This window comes from Nocardia sp. NPDC050408, assembly GCF_044458905.1.
Lineage (GTDB): Bacteria > Actinomycetota > Actinomycetes > Mycobacteriales > Mycobacteriaceae > Nocardia.
This window is the reverse complement of the sequence record NZ_JBITIL010000026.1, coordinates 59,554-80,262: the sequence shown is the minus strand read 5'-3', so window position 1 is coordinate 80,262 and position 20,709 is coordinate 59,554. Positions and strand designations below refer to the sequence as shown.

At 65.2% G+C, this 20,709-nt stretch carries 19 protein-coding genes; 5 read left to right on the top strand and 14 right to left on the bottom strand.

Annotated elements, in window-relative coordinates:
• Positions 1-387: 387 nt before the first annotated feature.
• A complete protein-coding gene (locus ACIBJI_RS38975) occupies positions 388-810 on the bottom strand; it encodes a MarR family transcriptional regulator (protein WP_364357099.1) in 423 nt (140 codons plus the stop codon).
• 85 nt (positions 811-895) lie between these two features.
• Here ACIBJI_RS38975 and ACIBJI_RS38970 point away from each other — a divergent pair, with 85 nt between their 5' ends.
• Positions 896-2,353, top strand: coding sequence for an MFS transporter (locus ACIBJI_RS38970; protein ID WP_396960065.1), 1,458 nt, complete (start codon positions 896-898; stop codon positions 2,351-2,353).
• A gap of 68 nt (positions 2,354-2,421) precedes the next feature.
• Here ACIBJI_RS38970 and ACIBJI_RS38965 read toward each other — a convergent pair whose 3' ends face one another.
• Together ACIBJI_RS38965 and rfbA are read right to left on the bottom strand one after the other, a co-directional pair.
• Positions 2,422-2,970, bottom strand: a complete 549-nt coding sequence (locus ACIBJI_RS38965) for a dTDP-4-dehydrorhamnose 3,5-epimerase (protein WP_364357093.1) — start codon at positions 2,968-2,970, stop codon at positions 2,422-2,424.
• Between the two features lie 3 nt (positions 2,971-2,973).
• Positions 2,974-3,846, bottom strand: a complete 873-nt coding sequence (rfbA, locus tag ACIBJI_RS38960) for a glucose-1-phosphate thymidylyltransferase RfbA (protein ID WP_364357090.1) — start codon at positions 3,844-3,846, stop codon at positions 2,974-2,976.
• 221 nt (positions 3,847-4,067) lie between these two features.
• Here rfbA and ACIBJI_RS38955 point away from each other — a divergent pair, with 221 nt between their 5' ends.
• Positions 4,068-5,075, top strand: a complete 1,008-nt coding sequence (locus tag ACIBJI_RS38955; RefSeq protein ID WP_364357087.1) for an alpha/beta hydrolase — start codon at positions 4,068-4,070, stop codon at positions 5,073-5,075.
• 348 nt (positions 5,076-5,423) lie between these two features.
• Here the strand turns inward: ACIBJI_RS38955 and ACIBJI_RS38950 are convergent, their stop codons facing one another.
• Positions 5,424-6,131 carry a hypothetical protein gene (locus ACIBJI_RS38950; protein WP_397088057.1) on the bottom strand — a complete coding sequence of 236 codons (708 nt, stop codon included), beginning with the start codon at positions 6,129-6,131 and terminating at the stop codon, positions 5,424-5,426.
• Positions 6,132-6,439: 308 nt separating this feature from the next.
• Here ACIBJI_RS38950 and rfbB point away from each other — a divergent pair, with 308 nt between their 5' ends.
• Positions 6,440-7,447 carry a dTDP-glucose 4,6-dehydratase gene (gene rfbB / locus ACIBJI_RS38945; RefSeq protein ID WP_364357081.1) on the top strand — a complete coding sequence of 336 codons (1,008 nt, stop codon included), beginning with the start codon at positions 6,440-6,442 and terminating at the stop codon, positions 7,445-7,447.
• 1 nt (position 7,448) lies between these two features.
• On the opposite strand, the gene ACIBJI_RS38940 is transcribed toward rfbB, so the two are convergent.
• On the bottom strand, positions 7,449-9,035 hold the full coding sequence (locus ACIBJI_RS38940) for a DUF2142 domain-containing protein (RefSeq protein WP_364357078.1): 1,587 nt from the start codon (positions 9,033-9,035) through the stop codon (positions 7,449-7,451).
• On the bottom strand, positions 9,032-10,012 hold the full coding sequence (locus ACIBJI_RS38935) for a glycosyltransferase (RefSeq protein WP_364357075.1): 981 nt from the start codon (positions 10,010-10,012) through the stop codon (positions 9,032-9,034). The genes ACIBJI_RS38940 and ACIBJI_RS38935 overlap by 4 nt, the downstream gene beginning before the upstream one ends.
• Positions 10,013-10,120: 108 nt before the next feature.
• On the opposite strand from ACIBJI_RS38935, the gene ACIBJI_RS38930 reads away from it, so the two are divergent.
• Both ACIBJI_RS38930 and ACIBJI_RS38925 read left to right on the top strand, forming a co-directional pair.
• Complete coding sequence (locus ACIBJI_RS38930) at positions 10,121-10,657, top strand: GtrA family protein (protein ID WP_364357072.1); 537 nt, start codon at positions 10,121-10,123, stop codon at positions 10,655-10,657.
• A gap of 123 nt (positions 10,658-10,780) precedes the next feature.
• Positions 10,781-12,676, top strand: a complete 1,896-nt coding sequence (locus tag ACIBJI_RS38925; protein WP_364357069.1) for a glycosyltransferase — start codon at positions 10,781-10,783, stop codon at positions 12,674-12,676.
• Between the two features lie 90 nt (positions 12,677-12,766).
• Here the strand turns inward: ACIBJI_RS38925 and ACIBJI_RS38920 are convergent, their stop codons facing one another.
• From ACIBJI_RS38920 to ACIBJI_RS38885, 8 genes are all read right to left on the bottom strand, one after another.
• Complete coding sequence (locus tag ACIBJI_RS38920; RefSeq protein ID WP_364357120.1) at positions 12,767-13,327, bottom strand: O-acetyl-ADP-ribose deacetylase; 561 nt, start codon at positions 13,325-13,327, stop codon at positions 12,767-12,769.
• A gap of 348 nt (positions 13,328-13,675) precedes the next feature.
• The gene (locus tag ACIBJI_RS38915) at positions 13,676-14,527 is read right to left on the bottom strand and encodes an NAD(P)-dependent oxidoreductase (protein ID WP_364357066.1); all 852 of its coding nucleotides are present in this window, start codon (positions 14,525-14,527) and stop codon (positions 13,676-13,678) included.
• A 183-nt stretch (positions 14,528-14,710) separates the two neighbouring features.
• The gene (locus ACIBJI_RS38910; protein ID WP_364357063.1) at positions 14,711-15,415 is read right to left on the bottom strand and encodes a hypothetical protein; all 705 of its coding nucleotides are present in this window, start codon (positions 15,413-15,415) and stop codon (positions 14,711-14,713) included.
• Between the two features lie 103 nt (positions 15,416-15,518).
• On the bottom strand, positions 15,519-16,643 hold the full coding sequence (rsgA, locus tag ACIBJI_RS38905; RefSeq protein WP_364357060.1) for a ribosome small subunit-dependent GTPase A: 1,125 nt from the start codon (positions 16,641-16,643) through the stop codon (positions 15,519-15,521).
• Between the two features lie 202 nt (positions 16,644-16,845).
• Positions 16,846-17,796 (bottom strand): glycosyltransferase, encoded by a 951-nt coding sequence (locus ACIBJI_RS38900; protein ID WP_397088059.1) that lies wholly within the window; start codon positions 17,794-17,796, stop codon positions 16,846-16,848.
• Between the two features lie 191 nt (positions 17,797-17,987).
• Positions 17,988-18,827 carry an ABC transporter ATP-binding protein gene (locus tag ACIBJI_RS38895; RefSeq protein WP_364357057.1) on the bottom strand — a complete coding sequence of 280 codons (840 nt, stop codon included), beginning with the start codon at positions 18,825-18,827 and terminating at the stop codon, positions 17,988-17,990.
• Positions 18,828-18,840: 13 nt separating this feature from the next.
• On the bottom strand, positions 18,841-19,719 hold the full coding sequence (locus tag ACIBJI_RS38890) for an ABC transporter permease (RefSeq protein ID WP_364357114.1): 879 nt from the start codon (positions 19,717-19,719) through the stop codon (positions 18,841-18,843).
• A 320-nt stretch (positions 19,720-20,039) separates the two neighbouring features.
• Positions 20,040-20,648, bottom strand: a complete 609-nt coding sequence (locus ACIBJI_RS38885) for a bacterial proteasome activator family protein (protein ID WP_364357054.1) — start codon at positions 20,646-20,648, stop codon at positions 20,040-20,042.
• Positions 20,649-20,709: the final 61 nt, after the last annotated feature.

The following is a 20,709-nucleotide window of genomic DNA, read 5'->3' as shown; positions in this document are numbered from 1 at the left end:
CTCGCGACTTCGTTGTCTGCGCTTCGGTGGCTCGGTCGCGAGAGGGGCCGCGAACGGGTCGCTCGTAAGACTCGCTCCGTTGTGGTTGGTGATGGTGGGGTCGTTCGGCAGCTGAGGCACGCGTGCTGGATGGTCGAGTCTCGCGACTTCGTTGTCTGCGCTTCGGTGGCTCGGTCGCGAGAGGGGCCGCGAACGGGTCGCTCGTAAGACTCGCTTCGTTGTGGTTGGTGATGGCGGGGCCGTTCGGCAGCTGGTGCGCGTGTGCTGGATGGTCAAGTCTCGCGACTTCGTTGTATGTGCTTCGGTGGCTCGGTCGCGAGAGGGCCGCGAATGTCGTTCGTAAGATTCGCTTTGTGGTGGCTGGGAAGGCGTGGATGTCCTAGCTATCTAGCACTTCTGCCGACTGCCCCAGGTTCGCTCGAGCACCTCGCGATGCGTTGGGAGCGCGGCCTCGTAGACCTCGCGGCCCTTTTCGGTCAGGCAGACGAAGATCGCGCGCCGATCCTCGGCACACATACTGCGCGAAACCAGTCCGTCGCGCTCCAGTCGCGCTACCGCGCGCGAGAGGGCGCTCTGGCTCAAGTAAATGTCGTTGGCCAGATCGCTCATCCGATAGTCGCCACATGCCGCGTCGACCAGCCGGTCCAGCGTCTCGAATTCGCTGAGGCCGATATCGTGCTTGCCCTGCAGCTCCTTCTCGAGTGCACAGCTCACGGCGGCGTGCCGGTCGAGCAGCTCACGCCACTCGGCGACCAACCCGGTGGGCGCCACATCGCGCCCGAGTAATTGTGTTGTCGACGGCTTCGACATGGCCTCATCCTAGTGCCCCGGATCGGCCGATGCAAGCGCATTAAATGTGTTGGCATTTAATGTCGACGCATGTAATGTTCCGCCCATGACTTCTGCAGCAACCCTTTCGGCCGCGACGGCGACCGATCCGATCAGATGGTCCACCCGTCTCTGGGGCATGCTGATCACCCTCTGCATTGTGTTGTTCCTCGATGGTCTCGACGTCTCGATGATCGGTGTGGCGCTGCCTTCCATCGGTGCCGAGCTGGATCTGTCAACTTCCACCCTGCAGTGGCTGGTCAGCGGCTACGTGCTCGGCTACGGCGGCCTGCTGCTGCTGGGCGGTCGCACCGCCGACCTGCTCGGTCGGCGCAAGGTCTTCCTGATCGCACTGGCCGTCTTCGCGCTGGCTTCGCTGGCGGGCGGTCTGGTCGCCTCCGGCCCGCTGCTGATCCTGACCCGCTTCATCAAGGGCCTGGCCGCGGCGTTCACCGCCCCGACTGGTCTGTCCATCATCACCACCAACTTCGCCGAGGGTCCGGCCCGCAATAAGGCGCTGTCCATCTACACCGTGTTCGGCGCGGGCGGTTACTCCATGGGTCTGCTGTTCGGCGGCCTGATGACCGGCATCGGCTGGCGCTGGACCTTCCTGCTCCCGGTGCCGATCGCGCTTGTCGCACTGGCCGCGGCCTGGGTGCTGGTCCCCAAGGACGAGGCCGCCGAGGAGGGCGGGCACGACATCCTGGGTGCGCTGCTGTCCACCGCGGGCATGCTGCTGCTGGTCTACACCGTGGTCTCCGCGCCCGAGGCGGGCTGGGGTTCGGCGCGCACCATCGGTTCGTTCGTCGGCGCCGCGGCGCTGTTCGCCGGATTCGTCGCGGTGGAGAAGAAGGTCAAGTACCCGTTGGTGCGCCTCGGCATCCTGCGCAAGGTGACGCTGGTCCGGGCCAGCCTCGCGATCATCGCGGTGGCGGGTTCGTATTTCAGCTGGCAGTTCATCGTGACGCTGTACATGCAGGATTCACTTGGCTGGTCGCCGCTGAAGCTGGCCATGGCGCTGCTTCCGGTCGGTCTGCTGGTGGTCGCCTCGGCGTTCTTCTCCGATAAGCTCGTCGACCGCTTCGGCACCGGGCCGATCATCGCGATTACCATGGTCGTGATGGCCATCGGCTACCTGCTGTTCCTGCGGCTGGATACCGCTCCGTCGTACCTGACGATGATCCTGCCCGCGGTATTGCTGATCGGCATCGGCTGGGTCGGCTTCCCCGCCATCAATATTCAGGCCACCAACGGCATCGAGGACGAAGAGCAGGGCCTGGCGGCCGGTGTGCTGCAGACCTCGATGCAGGTCGGTGCGGCCATCGTGCTCGCGGTGAATACCGCGATCATCTCCTCGGGCGACCACGGCGCGAGCACTGCGTCCGCGATGCTCGACAACTTCCGCCCGGGACTGCAATTCGCCGCGGGTGTCGCCATCGTGGGCGCGCTGATCGCGCTGACGGCCTACTTGCCCAAGCGTGCCAAGGTGCGGGCGCAGGAGCCGGAGTTGGAGCTCGTCGGCTGAATCCCCTCCGCCGACGGTAAGTCGAACGTCACCGCTCCCTCCTCATCGGGGGCGGTGACGTTCGGCGATTACGAGAAGGGCGCAGCGGCAGCGTCTTTCGGTGAACGGATGTACGTCAGCGGCTGACCGTCCAGACCGACCTGGGGCCATTCGATACCGAGCCGCGGATCGAAGGCATCTATATCCCTGTCGAATTCGGGCGTGTATTCGATCGAACACAGATAGGTGACGGTCGAGTGGTCCGCCAGCGACAGGATCGCATGGCCGAGTCCTTCGGACAGGAACATCGAGCGCCGATCGACATCGTCGAGCACCACGCTGTCCCACCGCCCGTAGGTGGGCGACCCGGGCCGCAGATCGACGACGACATCGAGGAACGCACCGCGCACGCAGGTCACATACTTGGCCTGCCCCGGCGGATCTTCGGTGTAGTGGATGCCGCGCAGCACCCCGGCCGCCGAGACCGAACAGTTGACCTGGCGCAGATCGAACGCCCGACCGGTCACCTTCTCGAATTCCGAGGCCTTGAACGATTCGCAGAACATGCCGCGCTCGTCGCCGAATTGGCGCGGGGTGATCACCCACGCCCCCGGCACGGCGAGTTCACGGAACTCCATCGCTCACCAATCCCGTCCGCGCTCGAGCAGATCGAGCAGGTAATTTCCGTAGCCGGAGCGAACCAGTGGTTCGGCCAGCGCGCGCAGCTGTTCGTCGTCGATGTAGCCCTGCCGCCACGCCACCTCTTCCGGCACGCCGATTTTCAGGCCCTGCCGCTGCTCGATGGTGCGCACGTAGTTGGCGGCGTCCAGCAGCGAATCGAAGGTGCCGGTATCCAACCAGGCGGTACCGCGGGCGAGTACATCGACGCGCAGCCGATCCTGTTCCAGATAGGCGCGATTGATATCGGTGATCTCGTATTCGCCGCGCGCCGACGGTCGCAGCCCGCGCGCGATCTCCACGACATCGTTGTCATAGAAATACAGCCCGGGGATGGCGTAGTTGGACCGCGGCACCTTGGGCTTCTCTTCGATCGAGACCGCGCGGCCCGCGGTGAATTCGACGACGCCGTAGGCGGTCGGATCCGAGACCCAGTACGCGAAGACCGCGCCGCCGTCGATCGCGGCGAAGCGCTCGAGGCTGGTGCCGAGGCCGGGGCCATGGAAGATATTGTCGCCGAGCACCAATGCGGCCCTCTCGCCGCCGATATGGTCGGCGCCGAGGACGAATGCCTTGGCGAGTCCGTCCGGTTCCGGCTGCACCACATAGCTGATCGAGACGCCGAACTGCGAGCCGTCGCCGAGTAGCCGGGCGAACGCGTCGGCGTCCTCCGGGGTGGTGATCACCAGGATGTCCCTGATGCCCGCCAGCATGAGCGTGCACAGCGGGTAGTAGACCATCGGTTTGTCGTAGACCGGGACCAGCTGTTTGCTCACCCCGCGCGTGATCGGGTGCAAGCGGGATCCGGTGCCGCCGGCCAAGATGATTCCGCGCATGGTCCCCGAGTCTGCCAGGCGTATCGCGCTCGGCTTCGGCGAGGTTCCGACTGGCCTACAAATTGATCACGAACGTTTAGTGCTTCGGCGCGGCGGGCGATATATGTTACGTAGATCACGCTATGGTGTTCTGAAACATCAGCGTGTGAGATGTCAGCGTCGACTCTCGCCTGGAGAACCGTTCGGTCGGGTTCGGCGCGCCAGTGTGAGGTAGGTGCGCGATGGTGGCGATCAGCGGGAGTGAATCCGACGCAGGTGATCCGGGTCTGTTGATGAACCCGGACGGTCCGAGCGCATCAGCCCGATTGTTGCTGGCGACCTGCCTCGGTACGGTGCGGCCGGTGCTGCGCATGTTTCCGGTCAGCCGCACGACCATCCCGATCGGTGCTCTCGCGATCGACGGACTGGCGCGCCTGCGGCCGCAGCCGCGCGGTGTCGATCGGGAACAGGTGACGCTGAACGGATTTCGGATGGAGATCCTGCGTCCGTCGGGCGGCTCGCGCGCCCTGCGGCACGGCGCGGTGCTGTATATGCACGGTGGCGGCTTCGCCATCTGCGGTCTCGGCACCCATCGCCCGATCGCGGCCAGTCTGGCCCGGCGCACCGGACTGCCGGTGGTCAATGTCGACTACCGCCAACTGCCGGGGAACAATGTCACCGCCGCGATCGAGGACTGCCTGACCGCCTACCGCTGGCTGCTGCGGCACGGCGCGGACCCGGCCAGGATCATGTTCGCGGGCGATTCGGCGGGCGGCTTCCTCGCCTTCGCCACCGCACTGCGCGCGATCGAGTCCGGGATGCCGTCGCCGGGTGGACTGATCGGGCTGAGCCCACTGCTCGATCTGGACTACGCCGCCAAGCGCGACTATATGAATGTCGCGCGCGATCCCTATCTGCCGCTGGCCGCGCTGGAGGCGGTGGTGCGGATCGGCGCCGAGGTGGATGGAGTGCTGGATCCGCTGGTTTCGCCGGTCAACGGCGCCTTGGCGAGTCTGCCGCCGGTACTGCTGATCACCGCCGAAGACGAGATGCTGCGCTATGACTGCGAGCTCATGGCGCGCAGGCTGACCGTGGCCGGTGTCCCGAACGCGCTGGAGATCTGGCGCGGTCAGGTGCATGCCTTCATGGCAATAGCTCCGAACCTGCCCGAGAGCAGGATGGCACTGGCCCGGGTCTCCCGGTTCGTGCGTGCCCGCCTCGAGCAGCCCCAACAGGCTCGGACGGCTTGACCTGGATCGGCCGGACGAGTCGCGAACCCCGCACCCGGACCTCGCCTTCAGGCGGCGGTCCGGGGCGGGGTTTCTTTGGTTGGGAACCTTGCCGTGAATTCCCCTCGGTTATCCGGAGAATTCTCGCGGGGGGCGCACGAGCGCCATTTCGTTCAACTTGATTTACTTTTTGTTCACCCGGGCGACGGTTGGAATTACTCCGGCGTCGCGCCTATCACGGTCCTATCAAATCCGCAAACGCGCGGCCATTTCGGACACGAGCCGCGATCAACAGCGGAAACCCCGCCTGGTCGATGACCGGGCGGGGTTTCCTGGGCTCTTTTTCAGATGTGCAGAGCGTCGCTCGACTTACTTCGGCGCGTTGAACGGGGCGCTGGTGGTGGCGAAGTACTGGATCGCCGCACCGATCGCGACCGGAGCCGTGATGAAGATCTGACCGGCCAGGGTGCCCAGCGCACCGATGGCGATGATGCCGGCCACGCAGCCGACGGCAGCGGCGGGGATGAAGGGACCGAACAGGCCGACGATGGTCGCCGAGGCGATCGTCGCACCGGCGATACCACCGAGGACGCAGCCGAGGGCGCCGCCGCCGAGACCGCCGACCAGGGTGCCGATGGTGGCGCCCATAGCGATGGTGTCCTTCAAGCGGTTGAAGGCGGCCACCTCACGGTCGTACGGGGTCTTGAAGGGAGCCTGGTCCTCGAAGGGCAGCGCGACCGGCTTGTAGGTGGCCTTGGCCATGTCGAGCTGCGGGGTGAGCGTGGCGGTGTGATCGGAGATGTCCGCGGCGATTGGGAACTCGAACTCATCGACGCGGAAGGTGAGCGGGGTGCCCGCAACGGTGGTGCCGTTGGCGGCCTTGATCTTGAGCGCGTTGTCCTCGACAACCAGCGAGCCGGAGTCGATCGAGATGATCGACTGGGTGTCGGTGGTGTTCGCGGTGAAGTTGACCGGGGCATCGGCGGATTCCGCCGGTGCCGCGTTGACAGTGCCCGCGGTGACGCCCATGGCGGCGATCAGCAGTGCCGAAGTCGCGGCGAATTTCCTCATCAGCATTTTGTTTTGGACCTCGATGTGAAGCGTTCGGAGGGGACTAGACGATCGAAATCTAGACCAGCTAACGCGTGGTGAACCGGTTGTGACCGTTAATTCAAATTTTGTTCACCATCGCGACTCGAGGCTTGGTGGGTTCTTGGAAATGTGCGCGCTGACCATGGTTTTTCAGAATTTACTGAACCACGCTTATTTCCTTTCGGATGTCCAGCGTGACGAACATCACAGATTCGAAACCTGGTTGCGCAGGGTGCATACGGCGGAGCGGATCCGGCGCCAGCGGGCCGGGCGGGCGACGTAAGGTCATGGGTGTGCGACTGCTCGTAACCGGCGGAGCCGGATTCATCGGTGCGAATTTCGTCCAACAGACCGTGGCCGAGCGTCCCGACGCCACCGTAACCGTCCTCGACGCTTTGACCTATGCGGGAAACCGGGCCTCGCTCGCGCCGGTGGCCGACCGCATCGACTTCGTGCACGGTGATATCGCCGATCTGGATCTGGTCGACGAACTCGTCTCCGGTGTCGACGTCGTGGTCCATTTCGCCGCCGAATCGCATAACGACAACTCCCTCGCCGAACCCTGGCCGTTCGTGCAGACCAATATCGTCGGCACCTACTCCCTGCTGCAAGCGGTCCGCCGCCACGACGTGCGCTACCACCATGTCTCCACCGACGAGGTCTACGGCGACCTCACACCGGACGGGCCCGCATTCGACGAGAACACCCCCTACAACCCGTCCAGCCCCTACTCGGCCACCAAGGCCTCGAGCGATCTGCTGGTGCGCGCCTGGACCCGCTCGTTCGGCGTCCGCGCGACAATCTCCAACTGCAGCAACAACTATGGGCCATATCAGCATGTGGAGAAGTTCATCCCGCGCCAGATCACCAACCTCATCGACGGGGTGCGGCCGCGGCTCTACGGCGCCGGACATCAGGTGCGCGACTGGATCCACGTCGAGGATCACAACCGCGCGGTGTGGGACATCCTGGAGCGCGGGCGAATCGGGCAGACCTATCTGATCGGCGCGGACGGTGAACTCGACAACAAGTCCGTGGTACGGATGATCCTGCAGGCCTTCGACCGCGATCCGGACGACTTCGATCACGTCACCGACCGGGCAGGCCACGATCAGCGCTACGCTATCGATGCGACGCTGCTGCGCACCGAACTCGGTTGGACGCCACGCTATCGCGACTTCGCCGCCGGACTCGCCGCCACCATCCAGTGGTACCGCGACAACGAATCCTGGTGGCGTCCGGCCAAAGCCGGCACCGAGCGCGCTTACGTCGAGGCCGGCGAAACGACCATCACCGCCTGAGTCAGCCCCAGACGATCGAGTAGTACTTCCACAGCGCCGCGATCAGCGCTACCAGTGTGGCAGCGATGACGGCGACGGCCGGACCCCTGGTCGGGGTCTGGCCACGAACATCGGTGAGTCGCAACGGCATCCAACGCAGCAGCACCACCAGCGCGATGATCGCCAGCGGCACGAAGTACCGGCCCTGGACGCCGTCGATGATGTAGTAGCCGACCGGCGTGAACGACATGTACAGCGTCACGTAGATCATCGCGACGCTCGCGAGCACCGTCAGCGCGACGATCAGCGTGCGCCGGAAGGTGGCGGTCGCGGTATTCATCCGATCCGCGATACCGATGCTGACCGCGAAGGCGAGCAGGCAGGCCAGCACCGACAGCGCGGGGACATCGATGTAGGCGAAGCCGAGTTCACCGAAGAACTGGGTGAACCACCGCTGGTCGCGCAGTGCGATGCTCTCGCCGAAGGTGTTCACGAAATTCACCGGGTCGGTGAGGATTCCGTGCAGCTGATCGCCCGGACGCACCGAATTCCATTGGTGCTGCGGGCGCATCAGGCCCATCCCGTCGCCGGTCGGCGCGGCGATCTTCATCCAGACCGCGAACGTCAGCGCGCCCGATGCCGCGAAACCCCATGGGATGAAACGCTTCCAGCGGGACGCACCGCCGAGGACGAACCGGTTCGTCGGCACCAGCACCACGAGCATGGCGAGCAGCACATAGGTCGGTTTGCTGACCGGCAGCAGCACGGTCGCGGCCAGTAGCGCGGCCGTCTCGGTGCGACCGAGACCGTCGCCGAGGAACAGCGCCTTGACCAGCAGGGCCGAGACCATAATGGCCAGTGCGTTGGTCAAGGTGTCGGCGGTGACGGTGCCCGCTTGGAAGACGGCGATCGGCAGCACGGCGATGGTGAACGCCAGCCACTGCACCCGGTGTGCGCGCAGGGCCCACAGACCGAATCCGACCAGCGCGAGGTAGGTGGCCAGGCCCGCGAGGCGGGTCAGCAGCATCATCGCGCCGACATTCAGTCCGAACAGCTCGGCGACCCGAATGCCAATGGCCGCAGGGATATACGGCACCGGCGAGTAGGCGGCGGTATTGGTGAACCAGACCGGCTCCTGCGCCTTCGAAACCGCGGCGTCCTCCATCCGGGCGTAGCTGCCGGGATCGGCCACCATCGGATCCGGCTCTTCCGGATTGGTGGTGTAGTCGTGCAGCGCATAGCCCATCAGCTCGGTGATGCTGATCGGCACATCGCCGCCGTAGGAGATGCCACGCTCGTCGTGGATCCGCTGGGGTCCGAAGCCGCCGTGCGCGACCTGGTAGGCGCGACCGAACTGGGTGATTTCGTCGTGACCCCAGAACGGCGGGGTGATCCAGGCGAACAGTGCGCCGAAGACCGCGACGACAATAGTGAAGGCGACCGTGGCCGCGCCGAAGCGTTCTACGATCCTGTGTCGGAAAGCGCGTGCCGGACTCGGTCTGCTCGAATCAGGTTCGGCGGCAGCGGATTCGGGTGCCGCGACATCGTTGTCCGTGGTCTGCGATTCCGTATTCGCGGTGGTTGCGGTTCGATCCGCCGAGGTGGTCAACGCTGGGCCCCTCCGGCGTGTGCGTCACCACCACGCGCGTCATCCGCGCCGACGGCCGAGTAGCGCAGGTAGACCAGCCGGGCGGCCTCGTGCCGGGAGCGCCGGATGCCGTCCAGGATCAGACCCGCGGTCCAGGCCAGGCTGCCGAGCAGCAGCAAGGTGAATCCGAGGAACAGTGTCGGGAACCGGGGCACCTCATGGGTGTTGTAGAACTCGACCACTATCGGAATGGTCAGGATGATCGAGACCAGCCAGCTCAGCGTGCCGAACAGTCCGTAGAACGCAACGGGCCGCTCATGTCTGGCCAGGCCGATGATCAGCGCCAGGATCTTGAATCCGTCGTGGTAGGTGCGCAGCTTGCTCTCACTGCCCGCGGGCCTATCGCGGAAGCCGACCGGAACCGCCGTCCGCGGCACCCGCAGATGCAGGGAATGCACGGTCAGCTCGGTTTCGATCTCGAATTCGCGGGAGACGGCCGGGAAGCTCTTCACGAACCGCCGCGAGAACACCCGGAAGCCGCTGAGCATGTCTTCGACGTTCTCGCCGAATACCTTTCCGACCACGCCGTTGAGCACCTTGTTGCCGGCCTCGTGGCCGGAGCGGTACGCCGAGGCGCCCTCGTCCTGTTTGCGGACGCCGAGCACATGGTCGTACGGACCGTCGAGCAGCGTCTTGATCATCAGCGGCGCGGCCGACGCCTCGTAGGTGTCGTCGCCGTCGATCATCAGATAGATATCGGCCTCGATATCGGCGAAGGCGCGGCGCACCACATTGCCCTTGCCCTTGGTGTGTTCGTGGCGCACGATCGCGCCGGCCGCGCGGGCCCGCTCGGCGGTCGCGTCGGTACTGAGGTTGTCGTAGACGTAGACGACGATTCCCGGCACGGCGGCCTGCAGGTCGGCGACGACCTTGGCGACCGAAGCCTCCTCGTTGTGGCATGGCACCACTGCGGCAATTCGGAGCTCGGTGGAGTCCACCCGGTCAATCCTCGATGTCGGCGGTGAATGGGGAACACCGGGAGGGTACAGGGCTGTACCTATTGGTGCTCACTCGGTTCACCGAGCCTACTGGGGTACCGTCGCCGAGTGTCTTACCCAGAGCAGCCCGTGTCATTCTCCGAACGGTCCGGCTCACCGCAATCCGCGCCGGTCGCCGAGCCGCTGACCGTGAAGGTGATCGCCGCGCTGCGGCGCGGCGGTGCCTTCTTGGTGGTCGGCGCGATCGGCTTCCTCGTCGACGCGGGCACCTACAACCTGCTGGTGTTCTGGGGTGGCGAGGGCGTGCTCTACCACGCGCCGCTGCCCGCCAAGATCATCGCGATCGCGGTGGCCACGGTGGTGACCTACTTCGGCAACAAGTGGTGGACCTTCGGGCACAAGAAATCCGACAATCCGGCGCGCGAGTACCTGTTGTATGCCATATTCAATGTGGTCGCTATCGGCCTGCAACTGGGTTGTCTCGGGTTCTCTCGCTATGTGCTCGACCTGTCGTCGCCGCTGTCGGACAACATATCCGGCACGCTCATCGGTCAGATCGTTGCGGTGGTATTCCGCTATTGGGCCTACGACAAATTCGTATTCGTCGGTTCAGCGGATAGTCCGGCTAATGACAAGCAACCATAAATAGCGGGACCGTCCCGGTTCCTGGACAGGCAGTCGCCGAGCCCAATTGATATCCTCGGCCCCGCCGCGAAGGCATCCAGGGGCGTGTCTGTCCCGTCGGCACCAAAGGATTTCGAGGACTTCATGGATCAGTCGGCTACCCAGGCCGTTACCGAGACAAATGACCGACCTTCGGCCGCGCCCGCCTCACTGCGCGTCGATCATCAGGCGCCCGATCGGCTGGTGCTGCAGCGTGGCATCTTCACCGGCCCGTCGGCGAAGGTGAGCGATGAGCTGTATGCCGTCGCCAAGGGCCGCGCCCATCGGGAACGCCTGGAGCTGAGACTGGACAAGGGCGCGTCCGCACACACCAACACCTACTTCGGGCGCTTCGCGGCCAGCTACTGGCAGCGCTGGACCACGGTCACCGAGGTGTGGGCGACCATGGTGCTCGATGTGACCAAGCGGGCCCAGGTCCGGCTGGTCGCCTCCGATATCGCCGGGCACCGCCGGATCATCGAGACCGCCGAGATCACCGCGAGCGGCCCCGTGACCCTGACCGCACCGCTGGATCAGTACGTCGACGGTGGCGCGCTGTGGCTCGAATTCGATGCCATCGGCGGCGAACTCGGCATTTCCGCGCAGACCTGGACCGCCATCGCACCCGAGCGTGTGCGCCCCGTCGCCATCGCGATCTGCACCTTCAACCGGGCCACCGATTGCGCCGAGACCGTGGCCGCGCTGGCCTCCGACGCCCCGATTCTCGAGGCCATCGACGCGGTCTATGTGGTCGATCAGGGCACCGATCTGGTGGAGAACCAGGCGCGCTTCCAGGACACGCTGCCGATCTTCGGTGACAAGCTGCGGTACATCCGGCAGCCGAATCTGGGTGGTGCGGGCGGCTTCACCCGTGGCCTGTACGAGGTGTCGGCGGTCAACGAGCACGCCGACGTCATCCTGATGGACGACGACATCCTCTGCGAACCGGAAACGGTACTGCGGCTCAATGCCTTCGCCAATCTGACCGTGGAACCGACGCTGGTCGGCGCGCAGATGTTGTTCCTGCTCAACCCGGATTACCTGAATGTCGGCGCCGAGGAAGTGCATCTGCACGAGCTGAAGCACGGCCAGAAGGTGCCGAAGGCATTGCGCAACACCAGCATGCTGAAGAAGAACCAGGAGCGCCGCGTCGACGCCGGCTACAACGCCTGGTGGACCTGCCTGATCCCGGCCGAGGTGGTCGCCAAGATCGGGCTGCCGGTGCCGATCTTCTTCCAGTGGGACGATGTCGAATACGGCATCCGGGCCCGCGAGCACGGGTTCGTCACGGTGACGCTGCCGAATGCCGCGGTGTGGCACGCGGACTTCTACTGGAAGGACTACGACGACTGGGCGCGCTACTTCAGCACGCGCAACTCGTTGATCGTCGGTTCACTGCACACCGATCTCGACGGCAAAGCCATTACCCGCCAACTGTTCCGGAGTCTGGCCGAACATCTGGTCGCCATGCAGTACGGCCTCGTGCACACCACTTTGCAGGGCATCGAGGACTTCCTGCAGGGGCCGAAGGTCTTGCGCGACGGCGGAATCGCCGCACTGGCCGCCGCCCGCACCAGTCGCGCCGATTACCCCGAGACCATCAAGCATCCCGCCGCGACGCCGTCGGTGCGCTCGGCCGATATCCACTTGCGCCGGGCCGGTGGCGAACCGAGTCGGGTCACGGCGGTGCTGATCAAGCGGGCCATCACCCAGTGGACCGGACGCACCCAGCGCGGTCTGATCGGCGTCACCCGCGAGGACGCGCATTGGTGGCATGTCTCGCTGTTCGACCACGTCGTGGTTACCGACGCATCGCAGTCCGGTGTCCGGGTCCGGCAGCGCGATAAGGCGCGAGCTCGCGCCTTGCTCATCCGCACCATCCGCGTCCTGCGTCAGCTGCGCCGTGAACTACCCAAACTCACCCAGCAATACCGCGCCGCAATGCCCGAGCTCACCAGCCGAGAAAACTGGGAGCGCCTCTACGGCATCAAGCCGAACTGAGCCAGCGCCGCGCACGCTTTTGCCCGCCACGCGCGAAATGACCGGGCAAATCCATGCGCGGCGCGCCAAAGGTGCGCGTGACGACCGCGCTCAGCGCAGTGCGGCTTCGAATGCGGCGTGCGCGCGCTCGTCGAAGACGACGAAGTGGGCTTCTTGTACGGATGTTTTCGTGTGGCGCACCGTTTCGGTAGCGATGCGCGCGCCGTCATCCATCGGCCAGCCGTAGATGCCGGTCGAGATGGCAGGAAAGGCGATTGTTCGCGCACCCAATTCGTCTGCGATCCGGAGAGATTCGCGATAGCAGGAGGCGAGGAGGGCGCCGCGGTCGTCGGTCGCGGACCATACGGGGCCGACGGTGTGGATTACCCATCGGGCCCACAGGTCGCCCCCGGTGGTGGCGACCGCCTGACCGGTTGGCAGTCCTTTGCCGTAGCGCGATGCGCGCAGATTGCGGCAGGCGTCGAGAATCGCGGGTCCACCGGCGCGGTGGATCGCGCCATCGACGCCGCCACCGCCGAGCAGGGAAGAGTTGGCCGCATTGACGATCGCGTCGACCCGCTGCTCAGTGATGTCGCCTCGGCGAAGGATGATGGTGGCGGTACCGGGCGCGCCCGAGATCAGCTGCCTGGCGCGCCCCTCCAGTAGCGGCATCAACGCCTGCCGCCAGGCATCGAGGCTGACCATCCCGCTCGACATGCCGCCGTGCGCGAACTCCGGTCGGTGCACGCTGTCGGGTGCGTTTTTCGCGCCGAGACGCGATCCGAGCACCTGCTCGAAGGTGTCGTGCAGCAGTGCGATCAGCTCGGTCGAAGTCGATGGCGGGTCGAGATTTTCGAGCCGCCTCCGCATTTCCTGCCAGACGTAGGGATCACCGCGCGGCCCCCATCCTTCGGGCTCTGGTTCGAAGATCGCGGCCAAGGTGGTTTTACCGGTCACGATAGCGACGGTAGCGGGCTGACGGCCCGAAAGTGGCCGGGCGGGCCACCTCCGGGGGCGGCGTCAGAGGAACAGGTCGGTGGTCAGTTCGGCGTCGCCGGGGACGACGCGGTATTTGTCCAGGTCGGTGATGCCATGTGCGGCGAGGACTTCGTCATCGAGGAAGAAGTTGCCGCTGGTCTCCTTCGATGGCGAGGTGAGGACCAGGTAGGCGGCGTCGGCATAGATGTCGGGGGTGCGGGAGGTGGCGATCATTTCCTCGCCGCCGAGCAGATTCTTCACCGCCGCGGTGGCAATGGTGGTGCGCGGCCACAGTGAGTTGACGGCGATACCGTCGCCCTTGAGCTCCTCGGCCAAACCCAGTGTGGTGAGCGACATTCCGTACTTGGCGATGGTGTAGCCCAGCGCCATGCCCGCCCATTTCGGATCCAGGTTGAGCGGTGGGGACAGGGTCAGGATGTGCGGGTTGCGGCCGGCCGCGGCCGATTCGCGCAGCGCGGGAATGCTGAGCTTGGACAGCAGGAAGCTGCCGCGGCAGTTGATGTCCTGCATCAGGTCGTACTTCTTCATGGAGATGGCGTCGGTGGGGGATAGGTCGATCGCCGAGGCATTGTTGACGACGATATCGATGCCGCCGAACCGCTCGACGGTCTGGCGCACGGCCTCGGCGACCGACTCATCGATGCGCACATCGCCGACGAAAGGCAGTACCGAGCCGCCCGCCGCCTCGAGTTCCGCCGCAGCGGTGTGGATGGTGCCGGGCAGCTTCGGATGCGGCTGGTCGGTCTTCGCGATCAGAGTGATATTCGCGCCATCGGCGGCTGCTCGCTTGGCGATCTCCAGACCGATGCCTCGGCTGCCGCCCGACATGATCATCGTCGCGCCCGCGAGCGGTTTCGATCCCGGTTCCGTCATGACCTGCTCCTGTCGTCCAGGCCGCAGGAGGGTGGGCCCGCGGCCGTGCCGACCCGTTCGAACGACCGGCGAGCAGTCGCCGACGGGTGTTGTGCACGTTAAGCGTAACCCAGGCTTCTATGCAACCAGTTGCATAGGTGCCGCGAAGAAAAGGCGCCGGAGCCCCGACGCCTTTCGACGCTGTCAGATGCTGGACGCGCCAGCGATCAACACGATGTTGAGCAGGATCATCAATGCCACGAAGGCCCAGCTGATGTAGATGAAGATGGCGCCGGGCGTCTTCTGCGGAACCGGGCCGATCGCACCGTTGAGGAAGATGATCGCAGGCGGCTTGTAGTAGAACAGCGCGCCCTGACCTTCCTGGATCGATGCGGTCGCATTCGCTTGACCCATATCGAACAGCCAGGGCGTGACCACCCGCACGTGGTACTGACCGGGACCGACCGGAATATGGTTCTGGCCCCACCGCGTATTCGGCACCCGCTGACCGTTGATCAGGATCTTCGGCTTGGTGATCGCCAACAGGAACGCGAACCACTCATAGGAAGCGTTGACCGTGATACCCGGCGGGGCCGGAGCCTGCTGCGGAACCGGCTGCCCGTAGGGCGCCTGGCCGTACGGCTGCTGCCCATAGGGCTGAGCAGGCTGACCGTACGGCTGCGGCGGCGCCGGCTGTCCGTACTGCGGCTGCGGAATATGCGGCTGGCTGCCGTACGGCGGTTGCGGCACTTGCGGTTGGCTGATCGGTGGCTGCCCCGCGGGCGGCGCGTATTGCGGTGGCGCACCGTAGGGATTCGGCGCGCCCTGCGGCGCCGGCTGACCATATGCGGGCTGTCCGGGCCATTGCCCGGGCTGGCCCTGTGGCGGATACCCGCCGGGGTAACTCATCGGAACCCTCCCGTTTAGCGATTTGTGCGTGCCGACCCTACCGTGCTGGTGCGACGTTCGCTTTCCCTCACATGGATACGCAAACTGCCGCTCCCCGCGGGAATCAGCGTCGCGAGCCGCGCTCCTGGTAGAACTGCCGCTGCTGCTTGCGGATATCGCGCCACACCTTCGCACGTTCGGCTTGTAGCCGCTTATCCGATCGCGCTGCCATCCAGGCGTTTTCCCGTTCGAGTTTGCGGTAGCTGTCGAAGCGCCGCTGGGTGAGCGCGCCGCTGTCGACGGCTTCCTGCACGGCACAGCCGGGTTCGCCGTTATGCGCGCAGTCGTCGAATCGGCAGTGCGCCGCGAGGGATTCGATATCGCTGAAGGCTTTCTCGATGCCTTCCGCGGCATCCCAGAGGCCGATGCCGCGCAGTCCGGGCGTATCGATCAGCGTGCCGCCGCCGGGCAGCGGCCGCAGTTCCCGATGCACCGTAGTGTGCCTGCCCTTTTTGTCCACCGAGCGAACGGCATTGGTGGCGAAGACTTCCTGGCCGATCAGGGCATTGGCGAGCGTCGATTTTCCGACACCGGACGGACCGATCAGCGCGACGGTGCCGTCGAGCATCGCGGTGAGCACATCGAGTCCCGATCCGGTATCCGCACTGACCGCGAGGGCGACCGCACCGGGTGCGACGGCCTGTACGTCGTCGAGCGGAATATCCAGCGCCGCATCCGCTTTGGTGAGCACCACGATCGGCTGTGCGCTGCTCTCCCAGGCAAGTGCGAGCATGCGCTCGATGCGCCCGAGGTCGATATCGCCGTCGGCCGCGCTGCAGATCAGCACGGTATCGACATTCGCGGCCAGCACTTGACCCTGTGCGCGTCGGTCGGCGGCCGATCGCGTGATCGCGCCGCGGCGCGGAAGCAGCTGGCGCACATTGAGTTCGGCATCAATGCTTACCCAGTCGCCGGTGCAGAGTCCGCTGATTTCGGAGTCCGCACCCCGCCGCCTGAGCGGGTCAGGCCGGGAGGAGGCAGCTTGCGTAACCACGGACGGCCCCCGCTCGGGCCAAATCAAACGCTGACAACGGGCGCGCGCGAGTCCGGTCGGAGTCGCGACATCGCATTCGCTGCGATCCATGCGGATCACCCGCGCGGGGACGCACCCATCGTCGATAAGCGAGTCGTATTCATTGGCAACGGCTTCGGTCCAGCCGTAAGGGACGAGGAGGTCGTAATCGACCATGATGGAAGGAATCCTTCGTCGGGCGCCGAGCCCGAACCGGACTCAGCGAGAGGTATCTGAGGCGGAAATTCGTGCGACAGCGTGCGTTTGCACAGCTGCTCCAGGCACGACAATCCGAACGGTTCGTGTCACGATCTCCACCTCCTCACTCTCGTCTCGACGTTGCTCGCCCACTCTGGCATGGCGGGCAGACCCGCGCAATCTATTTTTCGTCGGTGGTCTTCTGGTCCGGGGTCGGCTTGCCGAACTGCTCGTTGCGGCCCAGGCTGCGCAGGTGGAACCATTCGCGCAGACCGGCCGGATCACGGCGGGTGACCAGGAAGAACCAGGAGAAGCGGATCCACTCCTGGGGCAGCAGTTTGCGCATACCGGGCTGGGACATGAGATAGCCGCGGTTGCGGTAGGTGAAGTAGCGCTTGACCGGGTCGTCCGGGTACTGGGTGTGCATGCGGCCGCCGAGGATCGGCTTGAATTCGGCGGCGCCGTTGGGATGCAGGTAGGCCGTCTGTAGGCAGGTGCCGAACGGCAGACCGGAACGGACCAGCCTGCGATGCACCTCGACCTCATCGCCGCGCACGAATAGCCGTAGGTCCGGAACGCCGATCAGATCGACCGCCTTGGCGGAGATCAGCGCGCCGTTGAACAGCGAGGCGATGCCGGGCAGGAAGTCTTCATCGCCTAGCTCGGAACGTAGCCGCCGCCAGACCACGCCGCGGCGCAGCGGGAAGGCGAGGCGATCCGGTTCGTCGATATCGCAGACCACCGGCGACACCTCGACCAGACCGTGTCGGCCAGCGCAATCGAGCAGGGTGGCAAGGACTTCCGAGCCGTCGGGGCGACCGTCGTCATCGGCCAGCCAGACCCAGTCCGCGCCGAGGGTCAGCGCGTGCAGCATGCCGAGCGCGAAACCGCCCGCGCCGCCGAGATTGTGCGCCGAACCGAGGTAGGTTGCCTCGATCGGCTGCTGGGCGACCAGCTCCGCGACCTCGGATTCATTGGCATTGTCGACCACGATCAGGTGGTCCACCGGGCGGGTCTGGGAGACAAGGACTTTCAGCGATTCGGCGAGCAGTTCGCGGCGTTTGTGGGTGACGACTACGGCGACGATTTTGGCGTCGGGCCCGGTGCCCGCTGGGGTGCGGGCGGCTTCGATTTGTGCTGGGGAAAGGTCGTCGGAATCGTCGGCCAGGTCGTCTCGGGTGTGGTCTGTGGGCTGAGGCGCTGCGTCGCGCGGCACGGGGTCCTTCGCCGGGACGCTCTCGTTCGGTGCGTCGGAATCCGGCACGGAGTCGATCGGGTCCTCGCGCCCCGCGTCGATCGGGGCGTTCTGCCCGGTCGGCTCACTCATGCCTGATTCCGCTCCAATTCTCGCTCGGTTCCCATTTTCCGTTCCGCTTCCATTTCGCGTAGCACGGTGGCGACATGATTGCCCGCGTCCGGGCCCTCATAGGCACGTACCACTTCTTCGATATCACCGCGTAAACGGATCTGGCCGTGGTCGATCCACATGGCGGTATCGCAGAGCTGGGCGAGAAATTCGTTGGAATGGCTGGCGAACACCAGGATGCCCGAGCGGGCCACCAGTGATTGCAACCGGATCCGAGCCTTCTTCATGAATTCGGCATCCACCGCACCGATACCCTCGTCGAGCAGCAGGATCTCCGGATCGATGGAGGTCACCACACCCATCGCCAGGCGCACCCGCATACCGGTGGAATAGGTGCGCAGCGGCATCGACAGATATTCGCCGAGTTCGGTGAATTCGGCGATCTCATCGATCTTCGACAGCATCTGCTTGCGCGTCTGTCCGAGGAAAAGGCCACGGATGATGATGTTCTCGAAGCCGGAGATCTCCGGATCCATACCGACGCCGAGGTCGAATACCGGCGCCACCCGGCCGCGGATGCGTGCACTGCCGCGCGAGGGCTCATAGATTCCCGAAAGCAGCCGCAGCAGTGTCGATTTGCCCGCGCCGTTATGTCCGACCAGGCCGACCCGGTCGCCCTCTTTCAGCGAGAGGGTGATGTCGCGCAGCGCCTCGACCACCACCACATCGGACTGATTGCGGCCGATAGAACCACCGGCCTTGCCGAGGAATGCCTTTTTCAGCGACCGCGATTTGGCGTCGAAGATCGGGAACTCGACCCACGCCTGGCGGGTTTCGATACTCACATGGTCGGTCATCGGGCCCGATCTCCTATACCCAGTACGGCACGCGCGAACGGTACTGCTTCATGGCGAAGATCGCCACGATCCAGCCGACGACGGTGATGGCGCCGACGATCACCCAGTGATACAGATGCTGATCATCGCCGAGCAGCGGCGCGCGGACGATTTCGAGGTAATGGAAGGTCGGCACGATTTCGGCCAGCTTCGCGCGCTCGCTCACCTGACCGCCCTGTTCTTCCAGGCTTTTGGTATTCCACATGACCGGCGTCAGCACGAACAGCATCAGCGTGAGGCTGCCGAGGATCGGCGCGATATCGCGGTAGCGGGTGCTGAAGATGCCGAACACGATCGAGACCCACATCGAGTTGAGGAACAACAGCCCGAGCGCGGGGATCGCGAAAATGGCCGTCCAGTGCAGTTTCTCCCAGACGCCGAATGCGGCGAGCACCACCAGATAAATCAGCATGTTGTGCGCGAAGAACAGCAACTGCCGCCAGACCATCCGATAGACGTGCACACTCAGCGCCGAGGGCAGCTGTTTGATCAGCCCCTCGTTGGCGATGAAGACATCCGAACCCTCGAGGATGCTGGCCTGGATCACGTTCCAGACGATGATGCCGACGGCCACATACGGCAGATACGACTTGATCGACTGGCCGAGCAGCGCGGAGTACAGAATGCCGATCGCGGCGGCCTGTACACCGGTCGCGATGGTGATCCAGAACGGGCCGAGCACCGAGCGTCGATAGCGCTGCTTGATGTCCTGCCAGCCGAGTGACAGCCACAGCTCACGTTGCGCGAAGCCGCTGCGGAAGTCCTTGAACGCGCGACCGAAGGTCTGCGAGTCCGAGACGATCGCAGTCGTGACCGCATCGTCCGACGGGGGCGTTTCCGCGTCGGCACTCACCGGATGCTCCGGCGCGGTGTTCTCTTCGGGAGGCACGGAGGTCTCATCGGAACTCTCGTCGGTACGCGCTTGGCTGGTATCTGAACGCACTGAACCCTCTTCAGGACGATCCGGGCTCTCATCGGGACGCGCCGTATTCACATCGGAGACCGAGTCGGGGCGGGCGGCAGCGGACGGCACGGTGCTCGACACTACCCTCGCAATTTCCTGCGGCGTGAGCGGCAGGGCCCGGAGGCGGTAGCGAAGCGTAACCACGTAGGGCCCCGCGATCGCCGCAAATCAGACACCGCCGACCCGGCTGGTACTCGTCTCGGATCTACTCAGAGATATTGTCCGGCGCCGCCGATCGGCGGGTTCGACTGGCCTCCGCGCGGGTCGGTCGCGTGGATGCCCGGCGGCAGCGCACCTTGACGCATCTGTTCCAGCTGCGCCCGCGCCGCCATCTGCTGGGCGAACAGCGCCGTCTGGATGCCGTGGAAAAGGCCTTCCAACCAGCCGACGAGCTGGGCCTGAGCGATGCGGAGTTCGGCATCGGTGGGCACTGCGTCATCGGTGAACGGCAGCGTCAGCCGCTCCAGTTCCTCGCGCAATTCCGGTGCCAGACCCTGTTCGAGTTCGCGCACCGAGGATTTGTGGATTTCGCGCAGCCGGGTCCGGCTGGCGTCGTCCAGCGGAGCCGCGCGGACCTCCTCCAGCAATTGTTTGATCATGGTCCCGATGCGCATGACCTTCGCTGGCTGCTCGACCATATCGGCGAGCGATTCTTCGGCGTCGACCTTATTGTCCGCATTGTCGGATTTCTCATCGCCGTCGGTAACGACCTGCGCGGTGAAGGGCGTGTCCGAACCGGACTCCACGGGTATAGCCAGCGGCCTGCCGTCGGGTCCGATCACGACAATGGATTCGGGTGCTCCATCCGATTGCGTCATGGTCCCCATCATGTCGCGTCCGCCGCGAACGCGCTAAGTCGGTCGCCTTCGATCAGGTCAC